At 61.1% G+C, this 18,575-nt stretch carries 18 protein-coding genes; 11 read left to right on the top strand and 7 right to left on the bottom strand.

The window, feature by feature from the left end; translation table 11 throughout:
* The first annotated feature begins 388 nt into the window (after window positions 1–388).
* Both RTQ46_RS07590 and RTQ46_RS07595 read left to right on the top strand, forming a co-directional pair.
* Complete coding sequence (locus RTQ46_RS07590) at window positions 389–1,726, top strand: AAA family ATPase (protein ID WP_312435628.1); 1,338 nt, start codon at window positions 389–391, stop codon at window positions 1,724–1,726.
* Window positions 1,726–2,685 (top strand): DUF4435 domain-containing protein, encoded by a 960-nt coding sequence (locus RTQ46_RS07595; RefSeq protein ID WP_312435629.1) that lies wholly within the window; start codon window positions 1,726–1,728, stop codon window positions 2,683–2,685. The genes RTQ46_RS07590 and RTQ46_RS07595 overlap by 1 nt, the downstream gene beginning before the upstream one ends.
* A 250-nt stretch (window positions 2,686–2,935) precedes the next feature.
* Here the strand turns inward: RTQ46_RS07595 and RTQ46_RS07600 are convergent, their stop codons facing one another.
* The 4 genes from RTQ46_RS07600 to RTQ46_RS07615 all read right to left on the bottom strand — a co-directional run bounded on the left by RTQ46_RS07600 (window position 2,936) and on the right by RTQ46_RS07615 (window position 5,241).
* Window positions 2,936–3,643 (bottom strand): DUF6058 family natural product biosynthesis protein, encoded by a 708-nt coding sequence (locus tag RTQ46_RS07600; protein ID WP_312435630.1) that lies wholly within the window; start codon window positions 3,641–3,643, stop codon window positions 2,936–2,938.
* Window positions 3,644–4,009: 366 nt separating this feature from the next.
* Window positions 4,010–4,561, bottom strand: a complete 552-nt coding sequence (locus RTQ46_RS07605) for a hypothetical protein (RefSeq protein WP_312435631.1) — start codon at window positions 4,559–4,561, stop codon at window positions 4,010–4,012.
* On the bottom strand, window positions 4,562–4,945 hold the full coding sequence (locus RTQ46_RS07610; protein WP_312435632.1) for a hypothetical protein: 384 nt from the start codon (window positions 4,943–4,945) through the stop codon (window positions 4,562–4,564).
* A 5-nt stretch (window positions 4,946–4,950) separates the two neighbouring features.
* Window positions 4,951–5,241 carry a hypothetical protein gene (locus RTQ46_RS07615; RefSeq protein WP_312435633.1) on the bottom strand — a complete coding sequence of 97 codons (291 nt, stop codon included), beginning with the start codon at window positions 5,239–5,241 and terminating at the stop codon, window positions 4,951–4,953.
* A 190-nt stretch (window positions 5,242–5,431) separates the two neighbouring features.
* On the opposite strand from RTQ46_RS07615, the gene RTQ46_RS07620 reads away from it, so the two are divergent.
* The gene (locus tag RTQ46_RS07620) at window positions 5,432–8,425 is read left to right on the top strand and encodes a two-component regulator propeller domain-containing protein (RefSeq protein WP_312435634.1); all 2,994 of its coding nucleotides are present in this window, start codon (window positions 5,432–5,434) and stop codon (window positions 8,423–8,425) included.
* Window positions 8,426–8,534: 109 nt separating this feature from the next.
* Entirely contained in the window at window positions 8,535–8,909 is a 375-nt protein-coding gene (locus RTQ46_RS07625; protein ID WP_312435635.1) for a lysozyme inhibitor LprI family protein, read from the top strand.
* A gap of 8 nt (window positions 8,910–8,917) precedes the next feature.
* Here RTQ46_RS07625 and RTQ46_RS07630 read toward each other — a convergent pair whose 3' ends face one another.
* Window positions 8,918–10,468: a CHAD domain-containing protein gene (locus tag RTQ46_RS07630; RefSeq protein ID WP_312435636.1), complete on the bottom strand. Its 1,551-nt coding sequence runs from the start codon at window positions 10,466–10,468 to the stop codon at window positions 8,918–8,920.
* A gap of 104 nt (window positions 10,469–10,572) precedes the next feature.
* Between RTQ46_RS07630 and mgrA the strand changes: the two genes are divergently transcribed.
* Complete coding sequence (mgrA, locus tag RTQ46_RS07635) at window positions 10,573–11,613, top strand: L-glyceraldehyde 3-phosphate reductase (protein WP_312435637.1); 1,041 nt, start codon at window positions 10,573–10,575, stop codon at window positions 11,611–11,613.
* A gap of 195 nt (window positions 11,614–11,808) precedes the next feature.
* Here mgrA and RTQ46_RS07640 read toward each other — a convergent pair whose 3' ends face one another.
* On the bottom strand, window positions 11,809–12,114 hold the full coding sequence (locus RTQ46_RS07640) for a hypothetical protein (RefSeq protein ID WP_312435638.1): 306 nt from the start codon (window positions 12,112–12,114) through the stop codon (window positions 11,809–11,811).
* A gap of 80 nt (window positions 12,115–12,194) precedes the next feature.
* The gene (locus RTQ46_RS07645; protein WP_312435639.1) at window positions 12,195–12,518 is read right to left on the bottom strand and encodes a hypothetical protein; all 324 of its coding nucleotides are present in this window, start codon (window positions 12,516–12,518) and stop codon (window positions 12,195–12,197) included.
* 307 nt (window positions 12,519–12,825) lie between these two features.
* Between RTQ46_RS07645 and RTQ46_RS07650 the strand changes: the two genes are divergently transcribed.
* From RTQ46_RS07650 to RTQ46_RS07675, 6 genes are all read left to right on the top strand, one after another.
* A complete protein-coding gene (locus tag RTQ46_RS07650; RefSeq protein ID WP_312435640.1) occupies window positions 12,826–13,143 on the top strand; it encodes a DUF4148 domain-containing protein in 318 nt (105 codons plus the stop codon).
* 123 nt (window positions 13,144–13,266) lie between these two features.
* Window positions 13,267–14,676: an efflux transporter outer membrane subunit gene (locus tag RTQ46_RS07655; RefSeq protein WP_312435642.1), complete on the top strand. Its 1,410-nt coding sequence runs from the start codon at window positions 13,267–13,269 to the stop codon at window positions 14,674–14,676.
* A gap of 84 nt (window positions 14,677–14,760) precedes the next feature.
* On the top strand, window positions 14,761–15,267 hold the full coding sequence (locus RTQ46_RS07660; protein ID WP_312435643.1) for a MarR family winged helix-turn-helix transcriptional regulator: 507 nt from the start codon (window positions 14,761–14,763) through the stop codon (window positions 15,265–15,267).
* 13 nt (window positions 15,268–15,280) lie between these two features.
* Entirely contained in the window at window positions 15,281–17,428 is a 2,148-nt protein-coding gene (locus RTQ46_RS07665; protein WP_312435645.1) for an FUSC family protein, read from the top strand.
* Window positions 17,418–17,618: a DUF1656 domain-containing protein gene (locus tag RTQ46_RS07670; protein WP_312435646.1), complete on the top strand. Its 201-nt coding sequence runs from the start codon at window positions 17,418–17,420 to the stop codon at window positions 17,616–17,618. Before RTQ46_RS07665 ends, RTQ46_RS07670 begins: the two co-directional genes overlap by 11 nt.
* Before the next feature lie 37 nt (window positions 17,619–17,655).
* Complete coding sequence (locus RTQ46_RS07675) at window positions 17,656–18,573, top strand: efflux RND transporter periplasmic adaptor subunit (protein ID WP_312435647.1); 918 nt, start codon at window positions 17,656–17,658, stop codon at window positions 18,571–18,573.
* The last annotated feature ends 2 nt before the right edge of the window (window positions 18,574–18,575 follow it).

Raw genomic sequence — 18,575 nt, forward strand, 5'->3', positions numbered from 1 at the left:
GCTAGGCCCGGGGAGCCTGGGCAGGCGACTTGGGTGATGACATATTGCGTTAACGTGCTGATGGAGCAGAAAACTCCATCGCGCATCGACGAATGGCTGCTTTCGCCCCAAAGCCGACCTTCGCTTGACGTGACTCGCTTGCCAAGGAGCTGAGCACGGCATCCCTAAGCACGAGATCTATCTCGACGGTCCTCGATCCGGAATGAGATTGACTTGACTACAGCAAGGCGATAATTGGTGATCTTTGCATGAAAGCAAGATGGTATGCTCATGCATCGTGGTCTAAGGACCAATCAGAAATCCGCTCTTCATAGACTCGGATTAGTGGATTTTTTAATACTAGTGCATTTTTATAATAAATTGCAGCAAATACATTGATAGGATTTTCATGCCCTCACTTCAACGATTAAAAATAAATGGTCTTTATGGCGAACGGGATATTGATATTCCGTTTCTTGATAACATTAAAATTATTGTCGCAGAGAATGGATATGGGAAAACAACTGTATTGAATGCACTGTATGCCTTGGCTTCGGGAAATATTACTAGGTTAAGGAAGCTCCCATTCGAAACTATTGAAGTTTATTTTGATGACGGTTCAAAATACTTGGTGGAAAAAAAAGCTTTGACTTTTACTGGAAAAATGATTGACAGAAACCCATTTTTTGAACACATAAAGCGGATTTTGGGTGAGGATGAAGCCGTAATGCTAGCCGAAAGCTTCTTGCAAAAATCTTCTGGCGAATTTAAATCTTCTCCCCAATTTCAAGCAGCCCGCAGAAAAGTAGACATTCCAGCCAGTGCATTTTATGAATATTTAAGTGAAATAAAAAAATCCGTAAATAATGGTGCGGTTATTTCTAAAGCTCGTGATATTTTAAAATCTATCAGGGAAAAACTTGGTTTCAATGTTTTGTACCTTCCCACATATCGTCGTGTAGAACAAGATTTTCGTGATCGAAGAAGTTCCAGTGAAAATAACGACAATTCGGATAGTCCATACGATGATACTATCAATTTTGGAATGGCGGATGTTGACTCCCGTATTAAAGAGTTAACCTCGGAAATTCTATCATCATCCGTAGAATGGTTTTCTAAAGTCAATGGAGAAATGTTGGGTCAGCTTGTTGAGGGATTTAAAGTTGACGAAAACTTAAAGAAAAGCATACAAGATCCCGACGCAATCAAAATTGTATTGGATAGGATCGGCGCAAATGTAAAAATTGAACAAAAAAGGCAGATCCTTAAACTAATCGAAACTGGCGACATATTTCACGGCCACGATCCCCTAATATACTTCATTTCGAACCTTGTTAAAGTTTACGAACAACAGAGGGAGAACGATAGATCTATTCAAGCATTCACCGAAGTCTGTAATCGCTATCTAGGAGATAAGAAGCTTGAGTACAATGAAAGTCTAGTATCCGTCCGTATTGTTCGTAGAAAAAATAATCGAGAGGTGGATATTGAAACATTGTCATCTGGAGAGAAACAGATTATTTCTTTATTCTGTTCTCTTTACTTAAAGCGAGAAACGAATGTTGCTATATTTTTTGACGAGCCCGAATTATCCTTGTCCCTTGAATGGCAAAAAACTTTGCTGCCAGATGTAATGAACTCTGGACGTTGTGGATTCCTTTTTGCCACTACACATTCGCCATTTATTTTTGAGAATGATCTCAGCCGTTATGCGGTAGATTTGGGTCATTATATCAAGGAGCGTTAATGGATCGGGTCACTTCAATGCAATCTGCTGGGCAATCGTATTCTGTAAAATTTCTTGAGATTACGCGAGCGTTTGGAAAAGACCCAAATTTATTTATTTGTGTTTTTGAGGGAGAGGATGGTAAATATTTTTCGCCTAGGGTGAGTTTTGCATTAGGTGCAGAAAAATGGTATGGCGTTAATGCTGGCGGAAAGGCAATAGTACTCGAAGTCCACGAGATTCTAACGAAACATCCATCATACAAATTTTTTCGCTTCGCCTGCTTTATCGATGCAGACTATGATCACTGGACTGATCATTCGAAAAAGACCAATTTATACAGCACAAAAACTTATTCAATTGAGAATTTCTACACAACTCCTGATGCGATTAGAGAAATAATCGCTAACGAATTCGGAGTTTCTGAGTTTGGCGATGAAGCTGCGGACTTTAATAAAATAATATGTACCTATTTGGAACTTTTGGATATAGCATGCTATGCGCTGAGCGAATTTAATTACATTGCAAAGGCCCATCGTATTATGGAGCGTGATGAGAAAACTAAATTTAAATTAAATCTGAACAATGTAAAACTATCTGATCTTATCCAGGTGGGTTTAGATGAAATTGTTATTGTGTATGATGTTGAGAATCCCATTACGGCTTTTAAAGATGCTAAAAATGTCGTCATAGACGATGTCGCACTGGAAGAAGCAAAGATTACTCTTCCGAAAAAGTCTTGGCCCGATAGTTTCAGAGGTAAGCAGCAGATTGATTTTCTACGCACCTGGCTTTCAATTTTAAAGCAAGATCGATGCTCAAAAGAACCGTCCTTGTGTAAAAAGCCAGGGAATGTGAAACTTTTGCTTTCTAAAGATAATTGTCTTTCTGAGTTGTCACAATACGCGACAACTCCACAGTGCCTAAGAGATTTCCTTGCGGCATTTGCGCTTGTGCCAGAACCTTCCCGCGTACATTAAACGTCATTGGTCTTTCAAATCCGTATCGCTGCTACCCAAGTTGGTAGTAGCGAGCGTAAATCGAGGATACAAGAGAAACTGAGTTACACCCAAGATAGGTCTGCTTTTGGCCGAACCCGGCCGTTCAGCTCAGCATATCTGATTGCCAAACGGAAAATTCCTTAGGCTCGCTCGAAAGGCTGCATTCGCCCCAAAGCAGCCGTGCGACGCTCAGACTTTGCATCAAGATGACGAGCTGAAGCTATGCAAGTTATGCTGCGGCGGCTGATATGCGGATGTTTGCGCGTAAGTCCTCGACCAGTCGCTTGCGGCTGCTTGAAGCGTACTCAATGGGCGAGAAAGGCATGGCCGTTGCCGCATAGGCATCGATCAATTCTTGGATCGCCTGCGCCTGGTGCGGAGAGTAAGTCGTTTTACTTCCGTTATCACTAATCTGTGTGAGTTTTTCCTGAAGCACTTCCTTGTACGCGATGTGCGCCTCCGAAATAGGATTGGCAACGCACAAGCCAAATGTCCCATTCAAAAAATACTCCCATGCAGTATTGGTGCGCACGCGTATGCCGACGTCAATCGGTGCACCATCGTCGTTGAAGCTATCACTCAAACGCCAAGTTGAAAGATTCAGCGTTGCGAGTGCCGTGGCAAAATTGATTGTGAACTGAGCCTTCAAGCTTGCCTCGGTGTTTTCTCCCGCACCATATGCAATGGCGTGGCGTGCTCGATCGATCCAGATTAACTGCGAGCGAGGGAAGTAACGGCCTGGCGTGGCGCCGGGCGCGGCCATCTCACCAAACACAAAGGAACATAGCGTTCCGGACTTGGTGACTACATAAGATGGTGCGGGAACCAGTCGATCATGTATCAGAACATCTAGCTCATCGCTATGAACGTCACCTGCATGCGTCAGCTGCACCTCATTAAGGAAATATTTTTCGAGATAATTATTAAGTTCTGTCATGTCGTGGTTTCCGTTGTTTCTGTGTCGCGTAGATGAAGCTTGCGATATCGGCTTAGCGCATGTGGAGGCGCTGTAACACCAAAAGTCCGCTCTTGGCCGAACTCGGCCATTCAGCTCAGCATAACAGGTCGTCAGTACGAAAATCCAGCGCGCCCCACGGCAGGCTGGATTCGCCCCAAAGCGGCCGATCAGCTGCACGACGACACTGTCCTGAGCATACGGTGGCGTTACCCATTATCAATTCAAGATTTCTTAGAGTGTAGCCCACAGTGCGCAGGGTCAGGTCCGCCATTCGGACACAATCTCGGCATTGAACGGGCTTGTACGCCCATGTGTTGTGCAGAGACTTCCTGAGTTCAGGATTATCTAGGCCAGCTTGTTGAACGCTGCCCGCACGCCGCCTTCGCCAAGGCGTTCGAAGCTGTCTTCGTAGTAAGACTTTCCCCACTCGATAAACGCCTGCGCATCCATCTGCACCATGCGCAGCAGCCAGGCCGAGCCATCGTCGATATCGTCGGGGATATCGGCAGCACCGCTTTGCCACGACACCCCGTCCACGCTCCAGCAGCAGAACGTCACGTGCTCGTGTTCGACCGCCTCGTCCTGCAGCCAGCGCCACAGCTCGGGCGGCAGGCCTTCGTAGAGTCCGGGCCAGATGCCGTATTCCTCGCGTGCATGGGGGCTGACCGGCGATTCGTGATCGAAGCCTTTCAGCACGGCTTTTCCGTCCGCGCCGAAAAAGCCGACCATATGGTCGCCGGCGCCGTTGTCATATCTGGCCATCGCCACGCCATCGGCCCAGTCCGGTTCATGCCAGAACGCCCGCAGCCAGTCTTCGGGTGTGATGGCGGCATCGCAGAGGGCCGCGCATTGCCAGGCATGCAGGATTTGAGGTGGCGAGAGGGTAGGCAGTGTCATTTATTTATCATCCGTAAAAGCCATGGTCACCCATGCAACAGGCAGCAGGCACTGCACCGTCAGGAAGACGATCAGCGCCGTTTCCACCGCTTCGAATGGCGCGCTGCTCCCTTCGGCCAGTCTGGCCATGATCGTGTGCCAGCCATCGAAGTACAGGCTGCAGCCGTACCAGGCCAGCAGGGCAAGGGCAAGCGCACGGCGGATGCGGCCACGCACGCGCGACACCGCTATCAGCGCGGCCAGCGCCAGCGCCGGGACGATGGCCCAGTTCGATATCGTCGAGGCGAAATACAGGAAGGCAAAGCAGCGGAACGCGATCACGGGAACGGCCGCCAGGCAGGCCAGCACATACAGCAGCGAATTCACGCGGCGCAGATAGGTCATGCGCGTCAGGACGGCTGGCGCAGCAGCTTGTCGATCAGTTGCAGCATGCAGTAAAACAGCGCGGCATACACGGCGGCGCCGATGCCCCAGACGATCAGCGCCGTGAGGAAATCGAGCTGGACCCAGGTGACGATAAACAGGATAGGGCTGGTCAGCAACGTCAGGTAGCCGCTGGTAAACAGGAAAATCCCGTTCGCTCCCTGGAAGCCCCTGCGCGCGCCGCTCACTTCCATGTAGCTCACCAGCAAAAGCAGGCCAACGACGGCGCAAGCCCAGATGGTCCAGAACAGCGGCATGGTTGATTCCTTCCAGGATAAGCGCGGCAGCGGTGCCACATTGTCATGAACATATGATATTGCGATATGTCAACGTGGGCAAGTGCCAGCCGACACCACGCCGCAGTCCGCTGCACGGCTTGCAGCTTGACCCGGCAGTTACTCGTCTATAATCATTTTCCATCCCAACCGTTGTTCACCATTGCGCCCCATGCTCCTTCGAATGCTGCGCTACCTGCTGGCCACTTCCCTGGCGGCACTGCATCTGTGCTGCGCCGCCGCCCAGGCAGCCCAACCGGCACCGCTGCTGTCCGACTACACCCATAGCGCCTGGGGTGCGCTGCAGGGGGCGCCGGTCGATGTGCTGAAATTCGCGCAGGGCAAGGATGGCTGGCTGTGGATCGCCACCGCCACCGGCCTGTACCGCTACGACGGCGTGCATTTCGAGCGCACCGACAGCGTTTATGGCCACCGCCTGCCGTCGTCGAATGTGCTGGGCCTGGCGGTCACCGGCGAAGGCGCCATCTGGATCGGCTACCGGCTGGGCAATGTGACGGTATTTCGCCCGGATGGCGCGCGCACCTATACGCAGGCGGACGGCCTGCCGGCGGGCGCCGTGCTCCATATCGAAGTCGCGCCCGACGGCGCCATCTGGGTCGGCACGCGCGATGGCGCAGCGCGCCTGGCGCCCGGTGCGGACCATTTCGAGCCGCAGGGCGAAGCGGTGGGATTGCCGACCCGGCGCGTATACCAGATCCTGTTCGGCCGCGACGGCACGCAGTGGATGGGCACCATGTACGGCGTGTTTTACAGACGGCCCGGCCAGGCGCGCTTTGCCCATGCCTGGCCGCGCACCATGCTGACCAGCATGGCCGAGGCGCCCGATGGCGCCATCTGGGCGGTCGACAACCAGAACAATTACTATCGCGTGCGCACCAGCGACCCCGGAAGCGCCATCAAACCCGACGCCACCGGTACCGGCATGCGCTTTGACCGCGACGGCACCATGTGGCTGCTGTCACCCGATGGCATCGAGCGCAAATTCGTGCCCGGCGGCCCCGTGGTGCCGGCACAGCGGCTGAGCTTGCAGAACGGGCTCAGCGGCGCGTTGCCGCAATCGACCTACCAGGACCGCGAAGGCAATCTGTGGTTCGGCACCTCCACCGGTCTCGATCGCCTGCGCCCGAACCGCCTGAAGACCCTGCCGGTGTCAATACCGTTCGACCATCCGGGCATGCTGCCGGGACCGAACGGCGATGTGTGGATCGGCGACTATGTGGGCGATATCCGCAGCTTTACGGCTGCCGGCGTGAAAAAAACCGAGTTGAAGCAGCATCTGGCGGCCAGTCACTGGGCGCCGGACGGCACGCTATGGCTGGGCAATGAACTGGGCCTGCACCACCGCGCCGTCGACGGCAGTTTTACGCGCGTGGCGCTGCCGCCGGGCGTCACCGGCCTGGACCCGCAGGCGCTGCAGCAGGACCGCGCCGGCGACCTGTGGGCCTCGTTTTCGGGCGGCGGCCTGTTTCGCCGCACCGGTAATGCGTGGATCAGGGATGGCGGCCTGGCCGGCTTGCCGCCGGTGCTGACGATGACCATGACGATGGATGCGCAGGGCACGGTATGGCTGGGCCATGCGAACAATCTGATCAGCCTGGTCGAAGCGGGACAGCGCACGGGCAGCGTGCGCCAGCTTGGCAGCAAGCAAGGCTTGCAGGTGGGCGCCCTGCTGCAACTGCATGCGGACAATGGCGCCATGTGGGCCACCGGCGAGAACGGCGTGGCGCTATACCGCGACGGCCGCTTCCATGCGCTGCGCGGCGCGCAGGGCGAGGCGTTTCGCGGCGTCTCGGGCATCGTGCGCCTGCCCGGCGGCGACCTGTGGCTGCATGGCGCGGACGCCATCTACCATCTCGATGCCGCCGCCCTGGCCGACTGGCTGCGCGATACGTCAAGCGTGGTGGAATTCGAACGCTTCGACGCCCTCGACGGCCTGCAGGGCCATGCCGCGCAGCTGCGTCCCCTGCCCTCGCTGATCGCCGCGCCCGACGGCCAGCTGTGGTTTTCCACCGCCGCCACCATCGCCATGCTGGACCCCGCCCGCATTCGCCGCAACCGGCTGCCGCCGCCCGTGCAGATCCATGCGCTGCTGGCCGATGGCGTGCGCTTTTCCCTGCCTGCGGTCGGCGATGGCAGGCCGCTGCGCCTGCCGCAAGGCAGCCGCAATCTGCAGATCGGCTTTACGGCGCTGAGCCTGTCCATGCCGGAGCGCGTGCGCCTGCGCTACCGGCTCACCGGGGTGGACGCCGGCTGGCAGGAACCGGTGGGCCGGCGCGAAGCGTATTACACCAACCTGGGACCGGGCAGCTACCGCTTCGAGGTACTGGCCGCCAACGAGGATGGCGTCTGGAACCGGCAAGGCGCCGCGCTCGATATCGCGATCGCGCCCACCTTTGTGCAGACGCCGTGGTTCAAGCTGCTGCTGGCGGCCGCTGGCGCCCTGCTGCTGTATGGCCTGTACGTGCTGCGCATCCGCCGCCTGACGCGCAATCTGCATGCGCGCCTGCAGGAACGGCTGCAGGAACGCCTGGCCGAACGCTCGCGCATCGCCCGCGCGCTGCACGACACCTTGCTGCAAAGCGTGCAGGGCCTGATCCTGTCGTTCCACGCGCATGCGCACCTGCTGCCCAAAGGCACGCGCGAGCGCGCGCAGCTCGACGGCACGCTGAACCTGGCCGACCAGCTGCTGATCGAAGGGCGCGACCAGATCATGGACCTGCGCGCCTCGGCGCCGGCCGACGAACTGAGCCTGGCGCTGCAGCAGTTCGGCAAGGGCCTGGCGGAACACCGCGCGCACGGCTTTTCGGTGCTGGTCACGGGCGAATGCCGGCGCCTGCAGCCGTGCGTGCACGATGAAATCTATGCGATCGCGCGCGAAGCGCTGTTCAATGCCTCGCGCTATGCGGGCGCGGCGCAGATCGTGCTGGAACTCGATTACGGCAGGGACGCCTTCACGCTGCGCGTGCGCGACGACGGCTGCGGCCTCGATGGCGATGTGGCGCAGGCGGGCGAACGTCCTGGCCACTGGGGCCTGGTCGGCATGCGCGAGCGCGCCGCCACCATCCAGGCCAGCCTGCGCGTGGACAGCGCGCCGGGAGCGGGAACGCAGATCGAGGTGATCGTGCCGGGCAGTCTGGCGTATTGAAGATATGCGTGCAAGCGTGCACGGCAAAAACGGCGACTGTTATACGATACGCAAGAGCTTGCCATACGGCAGCATCGTTCCCTTCCACGCCGTTTTTTGAAAGACAGCCATGAAAAAACTGATCCTCGCCCTGCTCGTCTGTGCTTCCGGTTCCGCCTTTGCCAACTCCGCCTGCGATACGCCGCGCAACGATTTCGACGGCCTGTACTGCCTGAACAAGGTGTACCAGGAAGCCGACAAGGAGCTGAACGCCAACTACAAGAAGCTGGCCGCCAGGCTCGACGCCGACGGCAAGCAGGCGCTGAAATCGGGCCAGCTGTCGTGGATCAGCGAGCGCAACCAGAGCTGCTCGAAAAAGGATGGCAGCGGCTTCTATGTGAACCTGGACTGCGCCACCACGACCACCATCAAGCGCGCGCAGTTCCTGCAGGACCGCGTGCGCGAGTGTTCGAGCTCCGGCTGCCAGAACAGCAAACTCAATTAAGCACCGTGTCAGGCCGGCAGGCGCGCGGCCTTGAAGCGCTGCCATGCCTGCCGCATGCCGCGCTCGTCGCCGAGCCGGTCCTGCGCGCGCGCCGCCAGGTAGCCGCGCACGAAAGCGGCCTGCGATTGCACCGGCGCGTGCCTGTCGGCCAGCGACTGCAGCAGGCCATCTGCCACTTCCAGGTCGTTCAGTACGCCCAGCACGTCCTGCAGTTTTGACAGCCGCCCGACATACGTCTTCACCTTGCCGGCGCTGAACAGCGTGGCAAAAAATTCGCTGGCATAGCGCGCCTTTTTGGCGGCAATGCGCACCTGGTGGCGCTCGCCGGGCGTGCCGTGCAACAGACGCTGGCCGCGCCTGAGCAGCCGGCGCTGGCGCTGGCGCAGCGCCTGCCTGGCAAAGCGCTGCAGCGGCTTGTCGAGCGCGCGGCGCTGGCGCGGCGTGCTGCCGTCGCGCCAGCCGCGTGCCAGCAGCCAGCGCTGCAGTTCCAGCATCAGCTGCGTGTAGCGGATATCGGCCAGGACTGCTGCCGCGTCGCCATGCGCAGCCCTTGCCTCGTCACGCGCGGCCTCGATCAATGGCGCCAGCATGTCCGCATCCACGTTATCCTCGCACGGCGCCAGCGTGTCGCCAGCCAGCACGTCCCAGTCGCGCGCGGCGCCCAGCGTGCCCACCAGCCAGTCCAGATCGGCCTGCACATCCCCGGGCAACTGCAGCACCGACTTGAACAGCGACAGCGCCGAGCGCAGGCGGCGCAAGCCCACGCGCATCTGGTGCAGGCTTTCCACGTCTTCGCCGCCGGCCACGCCATCCTGGTTGGCGCTGATCTGCTCCAGGCAATTGGCGGCGATGGCCTGGAAGCCCTGCTCCACCGTCAGCTTGCCGTGCAGCGACAAGGGCTGCGCCTTGACGGCCTTTACCGGCAGCCCTGCCGCCAGGCGATAGCCGCGTTCCGCCTTGCTCATTTGTCCCACCTGCAGCGGCACGTCCTGCAGCAGCGCCAGCGCGATATCGAACAGGCTGGCGGGGTCGCCCGATTTGAGTTCCAGCTCGATCTCGCTGATGGCAATGCTGCGCATGCTGTCTGCGCTGCCGTGCTCGATTACGCCCTGGTCCAGCACGCATTCGACCAGGCCTCCCTGCAGCGTGGCCAGCTGCCAGGCGGTGCGCTCGATGCGCGTGGTAAATACGGTCTGCAGATTGTTCCGGACCGCATACTGGCGCAGCAGCGCGCGCACCGGCTGCTTGCGTTTGATCAGCGCGTCGAGCGCATCGAGCTCCGGCACCGGCCCCGCCACCTCGCTTTCCCATTCGTGGCGGCTGTGCAGGCCGCCGCGCACGCTGCCGCCTGCCTTGAGCGTCTGCACCCAGCCATCGCCGACCTGGCGCACGCGCAGGCCGGCCTGGTGGCGGCACAGTTGCAGGTCGGGCGTGTCGACATACACGTCGTGCATCGACAGCAGCACGGGCGCTTCGGCCGCGTACTGCGCCAGCAGCGGATGGGCGCGCAGCCGCGCCACATGCTGCGGTTCAAGCAGGAGTTTCAGTTCGACTTCCATCGCGTGCTCCGTGGCAGGAAAAATGTCATTGTAAGGCGCGGCAGCGCCGCGCACGCTTGCCGGTTTTGCGCGAGAATAAGCGCTTCATCACATGAGGAGACAACATGAGCTATCACGCCGCCGAGAACCGTTATGAACAGATGCAGTACCGCACGTGCGGGCGCAGCGGGCTGAAACTGCCGCTGCTGTCGCTGGGCCTGTGGCATAACTTTGGCGACAGCACCCCTATCGCCGCGCAGCGCGACATGCTGCGCACCGCGTTTGACCTGGGCATTACCCATTTCGATTTGGCCAACAATTACGGCCCGCCATACGGCAGCGCGGAAAGCAATTTCGGCAAACTGCTGCGCGACGACTTCCTGCCGTACCGCGATGAACTGATCATTTCCACCAAGGCCGGCTGGGACATGTGGCCAGGTCCTTACGGCCAGGGCGGCGGTTCGCGCAAATACGTGCTGGCCAGCCTGGACCAGAGCCTCAAGCGCCTGGGTCTCGACTATGTCGACATCTTCTATTCGCACCGCTACGACGCCGATACGCCGCTGGAGGAAACCATGGGCGCGCTGGCCACCGCCGTGCAGCAGGGCAAGGCGCTGTATGTGGGACTGTCCTCGTATTCGCCGCAAAAGACGGCCGAAGCGGCCGCCCTGCTGCGCGACTGGAAAGTGCCGTGCCTGATCCACCAGCCGTCGTACAACATGCTCAATCGCTGGATCGAGGACGACGGCCTGCTCGACACGCTCGAAGACGAAGGCATGGGCTGCATCACGTTTACGGCGCTGGCGCAAGGCCTGCTGAGCGACAAATACCTCGATGGCGTGCCGCAGGATGCGCGCATCAACCGGCCCGGTGGCGGCTCGATGACCAAGGAACACCTGAGTGCGGAAAACCTGGCGCGCGTGCGCGGCCTGAACCAGATCGCCGCCGCGCGCGGCCAGACACTGGCGCAGATGGCGCTGGCCTGGGTGCTGCGCGATCCGCGCGTCACCTCGACCCTGATCGGCGCCAGCAGCAGCGCGCAGATCCGCGAAAACGTGGCGGCGCTGCAGCAGCTCGGTTTTACAGGCGAAGAGCTGCGCGCCATCGACGAGCAGGCGCGCGAAGGGCATATCAATTTGTGGGAAGGGCCGTCGCGGGCCAGGTAAGGCAGGAAAAGTGATCGGCCAGGTCGCGCAGGTCGGATTAGCGTAGCGTAATCCGACACCACCACCGTCGCGGCCAACAATGTTGTCGGGTTACGCGCTGCGCGCTAACCCGACCTACGTTTTATGACACCGACGCTGTGTAGGTCGGATTAGCCCGCAGGGCGTAATCCGACACCACCACAAACGCTTGGATATTCAGCTACCCAGATTCACCAGCGCGTGCCCCACATGCTGCCACCAGTGCTCGCGCGACCTGACCTGTTTCAGGCAGGCCGTATCGAGTTCGGTGGGAAACACGTGGTCCTGGCACACCCCGGTCTGCAGCGCATAGCGCTGGTTTTCCGCCGCTGCCAGCGCCAGTACCAGCCAGAACGCCAGTGCGCACAGCAGCACGAGCAAGCTCCACGCCAGATGATTGGTGGTGCTTTTTTCGCCCACGAACTCGCGCGGCCGCGTCTCGCGGTACATCGACATCAAGGTTTTTTGCTTATCCTGCGTCATCTGCTTGTGCATCCTGGAGTGTGTGCTGCGCCGGGCCGGCTGGCCCAGTTCAGCATTCTACAACGAGGGCAGCAGAGGAACTAGCGCGCGGCTTCCTCGTCGTCATCCGTTTCGCCTTCGATATCGCCGTCGGCGCGGTCCGGCACCATGCGTTCCACATGGTCGACGCCGATATCGCCGCCGTCAGGCGAAGCGTTCTCCGGTTCGACACCGGCCCGCTCGCCGGTGCCGGCCGCATCGCTGTCGCTGTCGAGGCTTTCCTGGTCCTGGCCGGGGATGCCCTGCACGTCGCTGCCGCTGTCCGAATTGTCGCTGGGTCCCAGGGCGCCCTTGCCGTGGCCGGTGCCAAGTACGCGGTCCGGCAGGCCGGGCAGGTTGTCTGGATCGAGGCTGCTTGCGCTCATGGTGTTCTCCTATTGATAAAATATTATCCTACTCCGCCCGTGGCGAAAATGTCGCACGGCTATCCAGCAATGTAACCGAGCGTCTCATAGGGAAACATGCGGCAACGCACAATCCGTTACACATTTATTCAAATAAATACTTCACAAATGTACTATTCATTGATATAGTTCGTTTCAAGTAAGCACGCTTCTGATCCAGAAACATGTTTTATCGGCAGAAACAGCGCCAACCGCGCCTTCTCTCCGAGCCGACCGGTACGTGGCGATCCGGCCCATCCACCCAGCCATAGCCCATTGGAGTCCTATCATGCAAGCCAAATCAGTTATTGCAGCATTGTTTGTCCTGGCCACCGCCACCTCGGCCTTTGCCCAGAGCGCGGCGCCAGCCAACGGCACGCAGCTCACGCGTGCCGATGTGACGGCCGAATATATCCGTGCCCGCAACGCCGGCGAAATCGCCACCAGCGAAGCCGACTATCCGAAAACCCCTGCCCCCGCCGCCGCCAGCACCGTGACGCGCGAGCAGGTCATGGCCGAGTTCTACGCCGCCCGCAAGGCTGGCCAGATCCCGCAGACGGAAGCCGATTTCGATATCGCGCAAACCCGTCACCACGTCGTCAAATAAAACCGGCCAGCCGGTTCAGCAACACCTCCGTTGCGGCGCAGCCACCGGGCCACTCCCGGCGCTCACCGCGGCGTTGACGCTTTTAACCGCAGTTTTCCCCCGAATATTTCCTGGAGCCGATACATGTCCCTGCACCGTCGTTTGCTGGCCGCCAGCCTGGCCCTTGCCTTGAGCGCTTGCGCCGACATGGGCCATATCGCGCCGCAATCGGCACTGGCGGACGCGCACGCGCTCGACGGCGGCAAGGCGGCCGACGCCGGCAGCACGCCGATCGACTGGCCGCGCGCGCAGTGGTGGCAAGCGCTGCAGGACCCGCAACTGGACCGCCTGATGGAGCAGGCGCTGGCCGACAGCCCTACCCTGCGCGGCGCGCAGGCGCGCGTGCGCCAGGCCGAAGCGCTGGCCGGCGCGGCCGAAGACAGGACCCGCCCGCAGGCGGACGCCAATGTCTCGATCAACCGCGAACTGTATTCGCAGCATGGCAGCACGCCCGCGCCGCTGGCCGGCAATTACGCCTGGCGCAACCAGGCCACCGTCAGCGCCTCGTACGACCTCGATCTGTGGGGCCGCAACCGCGAAGCGCTGGCCGCCGCGCTGGGCGACGTGCAGATGGCGTCGGCCGAATCGCAGATGGCGCGCCTGGCTTTGGAAACGGCGCTGGTGCGCACCTACATCCAGCTGTCGTATGAATTTACGCTGCAGGACGTGATCAAAGAGAGCCTGGCGCAGCGCGCGCGCATCCTCGACATCACGCAGAAACGCCGGCAGGCCGGCATCGGCACCGAAGTGGACGTGGCGCAGATCGAAACCACCCTGCCGGCCGGCCGGCGCCAGCTGGAGCAGGCCAGCGAAGCCGTGGCGCTGCTGCGCAACCAGCTCGCTGCCCTGTCGGGCAAGGGCCCGTCGGCGGGCAGCGCCTTGACGCGCCCGGTGCTGCGCCTCGATCGCCCACTGGCGATCCCGGCGGCGCTGCCGGCCGACCTGATCGGCCGCCGTCCCGACATCGCCGCCCAGCGCTGGCGCGTGGAAGCGGCGGCGCGCCGCATCGATGCGGCCAAGGCCGAGTTTTACCCGAACGTGAACCTGGTGGCGTTTGCCGGTTTCCAGGCCTTCGGCTTCAGCCATTTCCTGGACGCCAATTCGCAGGTGCGCGGCGCCTCGCCGGCGCTGAGCCTGCCGATCTTTGCCGGCGCCCGGCTGCGCGCCCAACTGGGCAACCAGACGGCCGTGTATGACGGCGCCGTCGAGCAGTACAACGCCACCGTTATCAACGCCATGTCGGACGTGGCCAATGCCGTCGCCCGCGTGCAGTCGCTGCGGAAACAGCACCAGCTGACGCAACAGGCGCTGGCCACCGCCCAGCGCGCGCGCGACCTGGCCGAGCAGGCCTACAAGGCCGGCATGAGCGACGCCATCAACATGCTCAACACGCAAGTGGCGCTGCTGGCGGAACAGCAGCAGCAGGCGCAGAATGGGGCCAGCGAACTCGATCTGTACGTTTCCTTGATGAATGCACTGGGAGGCGGAATGTAAGCCGGCGGCATCAGCATCAAGATTCGCTTTGCCGCAACCCGACACGCTACAATCAGCGCTTTATTCACTGCAAAGGATCACGACATGACAGCTTTTGATGCGACCTCGAAGCGGCTGCAAAACATCCGCACGCGCATGCCGGCGTTCCCGCTGGAATTGATGCGTTTGCTGCGCATGACGTATCACATCCAGAAAGGCATGAAGGATCTGACCAATGCGGCTTTGAGAAAACACGACCTGGTCGACGCCAGCTACATGGTGCTGGCCGTGCTGTATGGCACCGAGGACGAAACCTCGAGCGCCGCCGTGCTGGGCATGGCCTGCCATGAAAAGCCGGCCAACCTGACGCGCGTGTGCAACGACCTCGAAGCGCGCGAACTGATCCACCGCGGCACGCGCCCCGGCGACCGCCGCTCGGTGATGATTTCGCTGACCGACAAGGGCCGCGCGCTGATCGAAACGGCGCTGCCGGACGTCTACGCCGAAACCTCGACGCTGTATGAAGGCTTTACCGAAGAAGAGCTGCAAGTGCTCGACAAGCTGTACGTGCGCCAGTTGCGCAACCTGAACAATATCAACCACCCGACCTGAGATTCCTTTATCGATGACGCCAGCCACAGCCCCTTTACCAACAGGCCCCCTGCCCAGGGCCGCACGCTGGCTGGCGCATGCGCTGCAGGACTGGCGCGTGACGGAAGGCGAACGCTGGATCTATGTCGCCAAGACCCTGACGGCCTCGTTCTGCGCCCTGTGGCTGGCGTATCGCCTGGGCCTCGATTCGCCCAGCACGGCGATGACCACCACCATTATCCTGGCCCTGCCCAGCAGCGGCATGGTGCTCGAAAAAAGCTTTTACCGCCTGTGCGGCACCCTGCTCGGCTGCACCGCCGCGCTGTGCCTGATCGGTTTTTTCCCGCAGCAGCCGGTGCTGCTGTTTGCCGGCCTGGCGCTGTGGGTGGGACTGTGCACCAGCGGCGCGGCGCTGTACCGCAATGCCCAGTCGTATGTGTATGTGCTGTCCGGCTATACCGCCTGCATGATCGTGCTGCCGGCCATCGAGCAGCCGATGCAGGTGTTCTCGCTGGCCGTCACGCGCGTGGCCGAAGTGAGCCTGGGCATCATCTGCTCGGCGGTCGTGTCCAGCGTGCTGCTGCCGCGCCACCAGGGCACGCAGGTGATGCGCGCGGTCGAAGCGCGCTACGCCAGATTCCTCGCCTTCTGCGAAGACGTGCTGCAGCAAAAACTGTCGGCTTCCGAGGTGGAAGTGACGCACCTGCGCTTTGCGGCCGACGTGGCGGCGCTGGAACTGGGCCGCTCGGCGGCCCTGTTTGAAGTGAGCGACGCGGTCAGCCATGTGCGCGCACAGAACCGCAAGCTGCACGCTTTCAACAGCACCTTCATGACGGCGCTGACCACCTTCTACACGTTTCACCGCCTGTTCGAGCGGCTGCAGCGCGATGGCGAAACCCAGGTGGTGGGCGCCTGCGCGCCGCTGTTCGACATCATCGCCGAAGCGCTGCATGCGCGGCCCTCGCAGGACTCGCTCGACACCATGCAGCTGCACCTGCAGGCGGCGCTGGCGCAGGCGCGCGTGCGGATCGACGAAGCGGCCGTCGCCCACGCGCAGCGCATCGATTTCGACACGGTGTGCGAACTGCTGGAGCGCTTTGCGCGCGACATGAGCCGCTTTCACGAAGTGTATTTCAGCCTGGCGCACGACACGCCGCTCGACGTGAGCGCGCCGCAGGCCTATGCGCCGAAGACGCCGCCGGCGCTGGTGATCGCCAGCGGCGCGCGCGCCGCCATCAGCCTGGCGCTGCTGGCGCTGGGCGCGTACTTCCTGGCCTGGCCCTACGCCAGCACGGCGATGCTGATGGCGGCCGTATTCTGCGCGCTGGCCTCGTCGGTGCCGCGCCCGATCGCGATGATCCGCCAGGTGCTGACGGGCTTCCTGATCGCCATGCCGCTCTCCTTGGTGTGCGTGTATTTCGTGCTGGTGCATGGCGACGGCTTTCCCATGCTGGTGCTGAGTTTTGCGCCGTTCCTGGCGGTCGGCCTGTACTTGATGAGCAACCCGGCCAAGCTGGGCATCGGCCTGGGCGTGGGCACCTTTATCACGCAGATGGCGCCGACCAATCTGATGCACATCGACGGCGCCGCGTTTCTCAATACCGGCATGGCGCTGATCGTCGGCCTGATGCTGGCCGGCGTGGTGTTTGCCGTGATCCTGCCCGAGCACACCATGGGCCACAAGGACCATGTGGGGCCGGCCCTGTGGCGCGAAACGCTGCGCGCCTGCACCGCGCGCCTGTCGCGCGGCGAGCACAACAAGCACCGCTACGACAACCGCATGCGCGACCTGCTCAGCCAGCTCAATGCGGCGGCCGGTCCGGCGCCGGGCGAAGAAGCGCGCGCCGTGGTGCGCCAGGCCTTGACCTTGCTGGAAATCGGCCACTCGGTGATCGAAGTGCGCGAACTGGTCGCCACCTCGAAAGCGCCGGGCGACGCCACCAGGGCGCTGGACCGCTGCGTGGCCGGCATCGCCGCCTGGCTGCGCACGCGCCGGGACGTGGATCTGCAGGCGGCGATTGCCGCCACCTTGCAGGCCGGCGTCTGCGTGCGCGAAGCGCAACGCGGCGCCGGCGCCGAGCGCTCGGTGCGGCTGCAAACGGCGCTGGCCGACCTGCATTCGCTGTACACCTCGTTACTTGACCATATGGCGCCCGTCGCCGGAGACTCCCATGCCGCGTGAATTCGCCCTGTTCGGGGTATTGCTGCCCACCCTGCTGCCCCTGTTTATCCTCAGCATCGCGCTGCAAACGGTGCTCGACCGCGTGTTCGGCTGGCTCGGCGTGTACCGCATGGTGTGGCATCCGTCGCTGGCGCGGCTGTGCATTTTCGTCGCCATCTTCGGCGCGCTGTCCTTATCGCTCTACAAATAAAAAAACCGTTCAACCTGATCAAGGAAGGGGTACCGCGATGGTAACCAAACTGACCCGCTATGCAATCACGCTGCTGCTCCTGGCCGCCGCGCTCTGGATCGGCAAGACCGTCTGGGACCGCTACATGGCGTCGCCGTGGACGCGCGACGGCCGCATCAAGGCCGACGTGATCAATATCAGCGCCGACGTGGCCGGCACCGTCACGCAGGTGCTGGTGCGCGACAACCAGCTGGTGCACAAGGGCGACGTGCTGTTCGTGGTCGACAAGGAGCGCTATGCGAGCGCCTTGGCGCAGGCCGACGCCACCCTGGCCGCGCAGCGCACGGAGCAGGGCCGCCGCGGCAAGGAAGCGCAGCGCCGCGCCGGCCTGGACGCGAGCATCATCTCGACCGAGAGCCGTGAAACGGCGGCCTTTGCCGCCAGTTCGGCCACCTCGCAGGTGCAGGCCGCCGTGGCCGCCCGCACGCTGGCGCAATTAAATTTGGAACGCACCACCGTGCGCGCGCCCGTCGATGGCTTTGTCACCAACCTGAACGTGCATACCGGGGATTTTGCCGCCGTCGGCGCGCCGAAGCTGGCCGTGATCGACAGCGCCTCGTACTATGTGGTGGGATACTTTGAAGAGACCAAGCTGGCCATGCTGGCGCAGGACGACAAGGCGGAGATGAATTTGATGAGCGGCGGCACGCTGCACGGCCATATCGAGAGCATCGCGCGCGGCATTACCGACCGCGACGCCGCCACCGGCCGCGAGCTGCTGGCCGACGTCAACCCCACCTTCAACTGGGTACGCCTGGCCCAGCGCGTGCCCGTGCGCATCCATATCGACCAGCTGCCGGCCAGTCAGGTGCTGGTGGCCGGCACCACCTGCACCGTGGTGATCACGCCGCATTCGGCGCCGGCCGCTGCAGCTGTGCCGGCCGCACCGCCAGCTTCGGCACCGCACAAGGCCTGACG

Origin of the sequence: Janthinobacterium sp., assembly GCF_031995485.1 — a bacterium.
GTDB lineage: Bacteria > Pseudomonadota > Gammaproteobacteria > Burkholderiales > Burkholderiaceae_D > Janthinobacterium.

Excerpts from the sequence above, each read along its gene's own strand:
- RTQ46_RS07610 (WP_312435632.1), bottom strand. The coding sequence starts at position 4,945 with ATGACCTATCTGCGCCGCGTGAATTCGCTGCTGTATGTGCTGGCCTGC.
- RTQ46_RS07650 (WP_312435640.1), top strand. The coding sequence starts at position 12,826 with ATGCAAGCCAAATCAGTTATTGCAGCATTGTTTGTCCTGGCCACCGCC.
- RTQ46_RS07625 (WP_312435635.1), top strand. The coding sequence starts at position 8,535 with ATGAAAAAACTGATCCTCGCCCTGCTCGTCTGTGCTTCCGGTTCCGCC.
- RTQ46_RS07670 (WP_312435646.1), top strand. The coding sequence starts at position 17,418 with ATGCCGCGTGAATTCGCCCTGTTCGGGGTATTGCTGCCCACCCTGCTG.
- RTQ46_RS07675 (WP_312435647.1), top strand. The coding sequence starts at position 17,656 with ATGGTAACCAAACTGACCCGCTATGCAATCACGCTGCTGCTCCTGGCC.
- RTQ46_RS07605 (WP_312435631.1), bottom strand. The coding sequence starts at position 4,561 with ATGACACTGCCTACCCTCTCGCCACCTCAAATCCTGCATGCCTGGCAA.
- RTQ46_RS07665 (WP_312435645.1), top strand. The coding sequence starts at position 15,281 with ATGACGCCAGCCACAGCCCCTTTACCAACAGGCCCCCTGCCCAGGGCC.
- RTQ46_RS07630 (WP_312435636.1), bottom strand. The coding sequence starts at position 10,468 with ATGGAAGTCGAACTGAAACTCCTGCTTGAACCGCAGCATGTGGCGCGG.
- RTQ46_RS07645 (WP_312435639.1), bottom strand. The coding sequence starts at position 12,518 with ATGAGCGCAAGCAGCCTCGATCCAGACAACCTGCCCGGCCTGCCGGAC.
- RTQ46_RS07590 (WP_312435628.1), top strand. The coding sequence starts at position 389 with ATGCCCTCACTTCAACGATTAAAAATAAATGGTCTTTATGGCGAACGG.
- RTQ46_RS07600 (WP_312435630.1), bottom strand. The coding sequence starts at position 3,643 with ATGACAGAACTTAATAATTATCTCGAAAAATATTTCCTTAATGAGGTG.
- RTQ46_RS07655 (WP_312435642.1), top strand. The coding sequence starts at position 13,267 with ATGTCCCTGCACCGTCGTTTGCTGGCCGCCAGCCTGGCCCTTGCCTTG.
- RTQ46_RS07620 (WP_312435634.1), top strand. The coding sequence starts at position 5,432 with ATGCTCCTTCGAATGCTGCGCTACCTGCTGGCCACTTCCCTGGCGGCA.
- RTQ46_RS07595 (WP_312435629.1), top strand. The coding sequence starts at position 1,726 with ATGGATCGGGTCACTTCAATGCAATCTGCTGGGCAATCGTATTCTGTA.
- RTQ46_RS07660 (WP_312435643.1), top strand. The coding sequence starts at position 14,761 with ATGACAGCTTTTGATGCGACCTCGAAGCGGCTGCAAAACATCCGCACG.
- RTQ46_RS07615 (WP_312435633.1), bottom strand. The coding sequence starts at position 5,241 with ATGCCGCTGTTCTGGACCATCTGGGCTTGCGCCGTCGTTGGCCTGCTT.
- mgrA (WP_312435637.1), top strand. The coding sequence starts at position 10,573 with ATGAGCTATCACGCCGCCGAGAACCGTTATGAACAGATGCAGTACCGC.
- RTQ46_RS07640 (WP_312435638.1), bottom strand. The coding sequence starts at position 12,114 with ATGACGCAGGATAAGCAAAAAACCTTGATGTCGATGTACCGCGAGACG.